This window comes from Erythrobacter epiphyticus (assembly GCF_034653295.1).
In the GTDB taxonomy this organism is placed as follows: Bacteria; Pseudomonadota; Alphaproteobacteria; order Sphingomonadales; family Sphingomonadaceae; genus Erythrobacter.
In genome coordinates, this window is the sequence record NZ_JAYEEU010000005.1 from 136,599 (window position 1) to 144,162 (window position 7,564).

Sequence of the window (7,564 nt, forward strand, 5' to 3'; positions counted from 1 at the left end):
GCGGGTCTTGTGCGGCTGGCCGCGCGTTGTAGCCCATGCCACTGCGACCAATCCCGTCCTTGAAGGACCTGCCAAATGCTTATCCGCTCCGCGCTTGTCGCGACCACTGCCTTGTTCCTCACCGCGTCGCCCGCGCTCGCGCAGCAGCAGCGCACGCCAAGCCCGGCGGTGGTCGAAGCCCAGCAAGAGGCCGAACGCGCCAAGCTGTTTGCGCTGTTCGCCGATGCCGATGCGCGCGAGCTCGCGCTCAACCCGCTGTCGCGCATTTTCCGCGGTGATGATGCTAATGCCCGCCGGCTCGGCGATTATCTCACCGATTCGTTCTTCATCGCGGCGCGCACCGACACCCAGCTCAATCTGGCAAAGCTTGCGCTGATCGACCGGGCGAAGCTCGCCGCCAATGATCAGCTCGCCTATGATGTTTTCAAGTATAATCAGGAACAGGCACTGCGCGGTGCGACCGATGAAATCCGCGCGCTGACGGAAGTTCGCCCGGTCAATCACTTCAGCGGGTTTCACACCTTCTACCCGACCTTTGCCAGCGGCAATGGCGCCGCCCCGTTCAAGACCCTCGCCCATTACGAGGACAATCTGGCGCGGCATGATGATTACATCGCGATCACCTACCGCGCGATTGCCCGTTCGCGCGAAGGCATGGCGAGCGGCGTGGTCGAAACCAAGCTGACGATCGGCAATGTGATTTCGCAACTCGATACCCAGCTGGCGATCCCGGTGGCGGATTCGCAGTTCATGGGGCCGGTGCGCAACTTCCCGGATGCGATTGGCGAGGCGGATCGCGCCCGCCTCACGGCGGCTTATGAGGCCAAGACCCGCGAGATTTACGCCGCGCACACCGCGCTGCGGGATTTCCTGCGCGATGAATACATGGCAGCCGCGCGCGACAGTGTCGGGCTCAGCCAGATGAAGGGCGGCGCCGCGCTCTATGCCAAACTGATCGAAGACACGACCACGCTGCCGCTGGATGCCGAAACGATCCACCAGCTCGGCCTCAAGGAAGTGGCGCGAATCAAGAGCGATATGGAAAAGCTCAAGACCGAGGTGGGCTTTACCGGCACGCTCAACGCATTCTTCGATTACGTCCGCACCGATCCGCAGTTCAAGCCCAAGAGCCGCGAGGCCCTGATCGAGAATTATTACAAGATCGGGCGCGATGTGGATTCGAAGATCGGGGATTACTTCTCGCTGCTGCCCAAGGCGCCGCTCAAGATCGAGGCCTATGATCCGTCGGTCGAACAATTCGAAGCGGGCGGTTCCTATCAGCAGGGCACACCCGATGGCTCGCGGCCCGGCGTATTCTATTTCAACGCCTATGATCTGCCGAACCGGCTGACCACCGGCAATGTGACGCTTTACCTGCACGAAGGCGCACCCGGGCACCACTTCCAGATCAGCCTCGCGCAGGAAGATGAAAGCCTGCCCGCTTTCATGCGCTTTGGCGGCACGACCGCCTTTGTCGAAGGCTGGGCGCTCTATGCCGAGACCCTCGGCTATGAAATGGGCTTCTTTGCCGATCCGTGGAACCGCTACGGCACGCTTCAGGATGAACAGCTGCGCGCGATGCGGCTAGTGGTGGACACGGGCCTCCATGCCAAGGGCTGGACGCGCGATCAGGCCATCGCTTTCATGCTGGAGAATTCCGGCATGACCCGCACCGAAGTGGTCGCCGAGGTTGACCGCTACATCGCGATTCCGAGCCAGGCGGTGGCCTACAAGATCGGTGCGCTCAAGATCCAGGAACTGCGCAAACGGGCGAGCGACACGCTGGGGGCGAAGTTCGACATCAAGGCGTTTCACGCGCAGGTGCTGAACACCGGCGGGCTGCCGCTGGCGGTGCTCGAAGCCAAGATTGATCGCTGGATTGCGGCCCAGGCGGCGCGTTAACCACAACGCGTCGCACTCAACTCGTCGTATCTTGGAACCCGGTTGCCTGCGCCTGCGGCAACCGGGACCGACTCGTTCATCTGGCGGCAAGGTAACGCTGAGCACCTCGGGCGGGCATCCCGCACACCACCCACCCGAAGGAGCCCCACCACCATGATCACCGCGCCGCGCACCACGCGCATTCTCGCTTTCACCAGCCTGCTTGCCGCCGGCAGCGCGGTCAGCCTGTCCGCCCAGCCCGCCCCGCCGCCGGTCGAAAACCGCGAAGTGGTGGCCACGGTTGTGGGCAATCTGCCGCCGATGGCGCAGCTTCCGGCAGGCCCGCGTATCGAAGGGATCATCTCCGCCCGCAAGGGACAGGTGCTGCAAGTCACCGGCGAAGATGGCAGCGCCACGTCGATCACCCTTCACCCGGAAACCACCATCCGCACCCGCGGCGGCTTTCTTGGCATCGGCAACAAGAATTTCGATCAGAGCGCGCTGATCCCCGGCCTGCCGGTGATTGTCGGCACCGCGCAATTTGGCGAAGGTCTGGTCGCCAGCGAAGTGCGCTTCACCAGCGATGATCGCCAGATTGCCGCAATGATCCGAGGCGGCACGGCATACCAGTTCGCCGAACAGGGCGCCGCCATCCAGCAGAATGCAGCCGCCACCGAAGCGCTGCGCGGCCGGCTTGGCGATATCGACAAGTATAATCTCAAGTCGACCACCAATGTCTATTTCGACACCGGCAAAGCCGTGCTGAGCCCGCGCGCCAAGGCTGATCTGTGCGCCGCGGCGCAGGCTGCCGAAATGAACGAAAACTCGTTGATGCTGGTGCTGGGTTACACGGACTCGGTCGGCAGCGAGGAAGTGAACCAGCGCCTCAGCGAAAAGCGCGCCGCGGCGGTCGTGAACTATCTCCAGCAGACCTGCCGCTGGAAGCCCTACCGCATGCTCACCCCGACCGGCATGGCGATGTCCGATCCGGCGGCTGACAACAGCACCCCGGCAGGCCGCGCGCAGAACCGCCGCGTTTCGGTCAATGTGCTGGTGAGCAAGGCTCTCGACGAGCAGTAAGAACCGAGAAGGGGGCTGCACGCACCGCAGCCCCCTTACTCAAGGCAGAATCACGTGCCGGTGTTGCTGCACAGCACGTCAGCCAGATAGGCCGTGCCGCGCACGGATTCCATCGATTGCCGGGTCGAGCGGCGCCAGCCCATCGATGAACAGAATTGCTGCGCTGTCCGCGCGGCACAGGCGGCCGTGGCACTGCCCGTTTCGCAGGCCGGCACGCGGTAGCCGCGCAGCGCCGGCTTGGGATAGAATTCCGCCGCCATGCCGCGCAGCGACATGTTATCCCCCGGCTCCCCGCCCGGAGCGGTGTATCCGACCGGGCGCATCGATTGCACCGGCACGCCGCGGAACGGATTGCCCAGCATCGCGGTATCGCGGTTCACCGTGCGGCAGCGTCCGCGATAATTGGTGCCTTCGCACAATTGCCATTCGCCGCTCACCACCCGCACCGCGTTGACCCGCCAGGCGAGGCCCAGATCGGGCTGCGGCTGGCTGACATTCACCGCCGGGCCCTGATAGCCCATATCGCGATAGATGATCGCCTCGGGCGCGGGTTCGGGCCGATACATCTTGTCGCTTTGCGCCACGGCGACAGTAATCAGCGAAGATGCAAGCACACCGCCTGCAAGTAATGCCAGAGATTTTGTGAACATGATCCCTCCCCATGCTCGTGCCGGGTAAGATTTCCCAGCACAGTGCGGAGAATGACTCACATTCTACTTGCAGGCAAGATTTCCGCGACGGGCCGCAACAGGGCTAGCCGCCAGCGTGGTAGAAATCATAGACCTTGCGCGCGACGGTGGCGCTGACCCCGGGGGCGCGTTGCAGATCTTCGAGCGCGGCCGCGCGCACCTTGGACGCGGTGCCGAAATGGAGCAGCAGCGCGCGCTTGCGCGCCGGTCCGATACCGGGGATCTCGTCCAGCGGGCTGGCGGTGATCGCCTTGGAACGCTTGGCGCGGTGGGCACCGATGACATAGCGGTGCACTTCATCGCGCAGGTTCTGCAAATGGAACAGCAGCGGCGAATTGACTGGTAACATCTTCTCGCGCCCATCGGGGAAATGGAACACCTCGCGCCCTTCCCGGCCGTGATGTGGCCCCTTGGCAATGCCGATCACCGCGATCTCATCGGCAATCCCGATATCTTCGAGCACCCGCATGACGCTGGAAAGCTGGCCCTTGCCGCCATCGATCAGGATCAGATCGGGCAGGATGGTGTCGTGGCTTTTTCCCCGTTCGTCTCGAGCGTCGTCGAGAGACCCTTCCGGCGCATCCGTGTCTCGACTGCGCTCGACACGAACGGAGTCTTCATCAGCCCAAGCCCGGAACCGCCGCGCCATCACCTCGCGCATCATCGCGAAATCATCATTCGACTGCGCTTCGCGAATATTGAACTTGCGATATTGCGATTTCTCGAAGCCTTCTGGCCCGGCCACCACCATCGCGCCGACAGCCTTGGTACCCTGGATATGGCTGTTGTCGTAGACCTCGATGCGCTGCGGCGGAGCGTCGAGTTCAAGAAATTCGGCCAGCTCGCGGCCAAGCTTGGCCTTGGTGCCGGTTTCGGCAAGCCGCCGCTCCAGCGCTTCGGTGGCGTTGCGCTGGGCCTGCGCCATCAGGCGGCGACGATCCCCGCGCTCGGGCACCGAAAGCCGCACCTTGCGCCCGGCAACTTCGCTGAGAGCCGCTTCGATCAGCTCGCGCTCGGGCAAATCCCGATCAACCAGCACGGTCGGCGGAGGAGGCACTTCCTCGTAGAATTGCAGCATCACGCTTGCCAGCACCTGCGCTTCTTCCACCTCGGCGGTGTGGCGCGGGAAGAACGCACGGTGCCCCCAGTTCTGCCCGCCACGGATAAAAAAGGCCTGCACCCCCATGATCCCGCCCTTGGCAGCCAGCGCGAAGATATCGGCATCGCCGAGCCCTTGCGCGTTGATCGCCTGCGATCCTTGGATGAAAGTCGCCGCGCGCAGCCGATCTCGCAGCATGGCGGCGGTTTCGAACTGGAGGTTCTCTGCCGCTTCGGCCATTTGCCGTTCGAGATCGGCCTGCACCCGCGAGGATTTGCCCGCGAGGAAATCCTTCGCCTGCGCCACCAGCGCGCCGTAATCCTCCTGCGAAATCCGGCCGACGCAGGGCGCTGAACAGCGTTTGATCTGATAAAGCAGGCACGGCCGATCGCGCCGATCGTAAAAGCTGTCGGTGCACGAGCGCAGCAGGAACAGCTTCTGCAAGGCGTTCAAGGTGGTGTTGACGCTGCCCGCGCTGGCGAACGGCCCGTAGTAATTGCCCTTGGCGCGGCGCGCCCCGCGATGCTTGTGGATGCGCGGGAAGGCATGATCGGAGCGCAGCAGGATGAAGGGGAAACTCTTGTCATCGCGCAGCAGCACATTGAACGGCGGACGGAACCGCTTGATCAATTGCGCTTCGAGCAGCAGCGCTTCGGCTTCGGAATTGGTGGTGATGATCTCCATGCTGCGGGTCTGGCTGACCATCCGCTGGAGCCGCCCCGAAAGCTGGGCAATTTGGGTGTAATTCGCCACCCGCGCCTTTAGCGAGCGCGCCTTGCCCACATAAAGCACATCACCGCGCGCATCGAGCATCCGGTAGACTCCCGGCACCGGCTTCAGCAGCTTCACCGTGGCGCGGATCGCAGCCACCCCTGCTTCAAGATCGGGCTGCGCGCGCGCCACTGTCGAGGCGGCACGCGCCTCGTTGAAGCGCTCCGCGCCGCGCGGATCATGCGGGGTTCCTGCCGGGGTCTTGGCCATGGGGGTGCAGATAGGGAGCGCAAGGGGGCGTTGGCAAGCGGCGGGCGAGCGCCTATCGCCAGCAGCGTGCAGGAATATGATGTCATTGTGCTGGGCGCAGGCGCCGCAGGGCTGATGTGCGCCAGCGTTGCCGGACAGCGCGGCTTGCGGGTCGCAGTGCTGGAAAAAGCCGATGCACCGGGCAAGAAAATCCTGATTTCGGGCGGTGGGCGCTGCAACTTCACCAATCTTGGCACAAGCGCGGCGAATTACCTTTCCGCCAATCCCCATTTCGCCAAAAGCGCGCTTGCCCGCTACACGCCCGCCGATTTCATCGCGCTGGTCGAGAAGCACGGCATTGCGTGGCATGAAAAGACGCTCGGCCAATTGTTCTGCGATAGTTCGGCCAAGCAGATCGTGGCGATGCTGCTCGCGGAATGTCCTGCCGAAACCGTCGATGTGATCTGCCACGCCGAGGTGAGCGCCGTTGCGCGCGCCACCGACGGCGCCTTCATGGTGACTGCCAGCGGCGAGACCTATGCTGCCCCCGCGCTGGTGATCGCAACCGGTGGGCCGTCGATCCCCAAGATGGGCGCAACCGGCTTTGCCTATGATCTGGCGCGCCAGTTCGGCCTCAAGGTGGTTGAACCGCGCCCGGCGCTCGTCCCCTTGACGCTGGGCGGCGAGGATGTGCTGTTCCGGGAACTGTCGGGCGTCGCCGCGCCGGTGCTGGCCCGCGCGGGCGCAGGCAAGAGCCGGGCCGAATTCGCCGAAGCCGCGCTGTTCACGCACAAGGGCCTGTCCGGCCCTGCCATTTTACAGGTTTCAAGCTACTGGAAGCACGGCGAGGAGATTGGGATCACCTTCCTGCCCGCGGCCGCCAGCGATTGGTTGATCGCCGCCAAGCGTGATCGGCCCCGCGCCCACCTGCGCGCGCTGCTGCGCGAACATCTGCCCGATCGGCTTGCCGATGCACTCGCCGACAAGCTGGGTCTTGATCGCGAACTGGGCAATCTATCCGACAGCGCCTTGCGCGCCGCGCAGGCGCGCCTTGCCGATTGGCGCTTTGCGCCCAATGGCACCGAAGGCTTCGCCAAGGCCGAGGTGACCAGCGGCGGCATCTCCACCGCCGAGCTTTCCTCGCAAACGATGGAAGCCAAGCGCGTGCCCGGCCTCTATGCCATCGGCGAGGCGGTCGATGTGACCGGCTGGCTCGGCGGGTATAATTTCCAATGGGCTTGGGCGAGCGGCCACGCTTGTGGCAGCGCGCTCGCCCATCAAGATTAAAACAACTTTCTGATTTCGAACCGGAAATTCAGACCCAGCGGATCGATCAGCAGCGGCTGATAGGCGATCGGCGTGTTGCCGAACTGGTCACGCACCTGCAATTGCTGATCGAACAGGTTGTCGGCCCGCAAGGTCAGACGCAGGTTCTTGGTGAACCCGTCCTGCTTGCCGAGCAGTTGATCCATGTTGAGGAAGACCCGCAGATCAACTGTGACAAGATCATCGAACGCGAGATCAAGCGCGCCCGGCAGGCCCGAGCCATCAAGCCGCGTCGGTCCGGTATAACGGGCCGAAGCGCGCACGCCGACCCCCTTGCCGAACACGCCCGCTTCAAGGCGGCTGGTGTTGCGCGGGAAGCCGAAGCGCCCGGTCCCATCGCCATCGAGCTGATCAAGCGGAGCAACGCCCGGCGCGATCAGGATTTCGTTTTCGAGTTCGATGGTGTGGGTGAGGTTGACGAAGTAGCGCCAGCCCTGGAACCCGCCGCCGCCGGGGCCAAACCCGCCAAAGCCGCCGCCGCCGCGCGGCGGGCCACCCGCCGGAGCGCCGCCACCGGGTGCACCGGCTC

At 64.1% G+C, this 7,564-nt stretch carries 5 protein-coding genes and 1 pseudogene; 3 read left to right on the forward strand and 3 right to left on the reverse strand.

All coding sequences use genetic code 11. The annotated features are described in order from the left end of the window. Nucleotides 1–75: 75 nt before the first annotated feature. Both SOQ14_RS04455 and SOQ14_RS04460 read left to right on the forward strand, forming a co-directional pair. The gene (locus SOQ14_RS04455) at nt 76–1,902 is read left to right on the forward strand and encodes a DUF885 domain-containing protein (protein WP_322896856.1); all 1,827 of its coding nucleotides are present in this window, start codon (nt 76–78) and stop codon (nt 1,900–1,902) included. 153 nt (nt 1,903–2,055) lie between these two features. Further along, nucleotides 2,056–2,961, forward strand: a complete 906-nt coding sequence (locus SOQ14_RS04460; RefSeq protein WP_322896857.1) for an OmpA family protein — start codon at nt 2,056–2,058, stop codon at nt 2,959–2,961. A 50-nt stretch (nt 2,962–3,011) separates the two neighbouring features. Here the strand turns inward: SOQ14_RS04460 and SOQ14_RS04465 are convergent, their stop codons facing one another. After that, nucleotides 3,012–3,611 carry a beta/gamma crystallin-related protein gene (locus SOQ14_RS04465; protein WP_322896858.1) on the reverse strand — a complete coding sequence of 200 codons (600 nt, stop codon included), beginning with the start codon at nt 3,609–3,611 and terminating at the stop codon, nt 3,012–3,014. 103 nt (nt 3,612–3,714) lie between these two features. Next, the gene (uvrC, locus tag SOQ14_RS04470; protein WP_322896859.1) at nt 3,715–5,730 is read right to left on the reverse strand and encodes an excinuclease ABC subunit UvrC; all 2,016 of its coding nucleotides are present in this window, start codon (nt 5,728–5,730) and stop codon (nt 3,715–3,717) included. Nucleotides 5,731–5,844: 114 nt separating this feature from the next. On the opposite strand from uvrC, the gene SOQ14_RS04475 reads away from it, so the two are divergent. Next, nucleotides 5,845–6,996, forward strand: coding sequence for a BaiN/RdsA family NAD(P)/FAD-dependent oxidoreductase (locus SOQ14_RS04475; RefSeq protein ID WP_416232728.1), 1,152 nt, complete (start codon nt 5,845–5,847; stop codon nt 6,994–6,996). On the opposite strand, the pseudogene SOQ14_RS04480 reads toward SOQ14_RS04475, so the two are convergent. Next, nucleotides 6,993–7,564 (reverse strand): annotated as a pseudogene (locus tag SOQ14_RS04480) (hypothetical protein); the annotation flags it as partial. The gene SOQ14_RS04475 and the pseudogene SOQ14_RS04480 sit on opposite strands and share 4 nt — an antisense overlap.

Coding starts and splice junctions, on each gene's coding strand:
- SOQ14_RS04455 (WP_322896856.1), top strand. CDS start 76: ATGCTTATCCGCTCCGCGCTTGTCGCGACCACTGCCTTGTTCCTCACC.
- SOQ14_RS04460 (WP_322896857.1), top strand. CDS start 2,056: ATGATCACCGCGCCGCGCACCACGCGCATTCTCGCTTTCACCAGCCTG.
- SOQ14_RS04465 (WP_322896858.1), bottom strand. CDS start 3,611: ATGTTCACAAAATCTCTGGCATTACTTGCAGGCGGTGTGCTTGCATCT.
- uvrC (WP_322896859.1), bottom strand. CDS start 5,730: ATGGCCAAGACCCCGGCAGGAACCCCGCATGATCCGCGCGGCGCGGAG.
- SOQ14_RS04475 (WP_416232728.1), top strand. CDS start 5,845: ATGTGCGCCAGCGTTGCCGGACAGCGCGGCTTGCGGGTCGCAGTGCTG.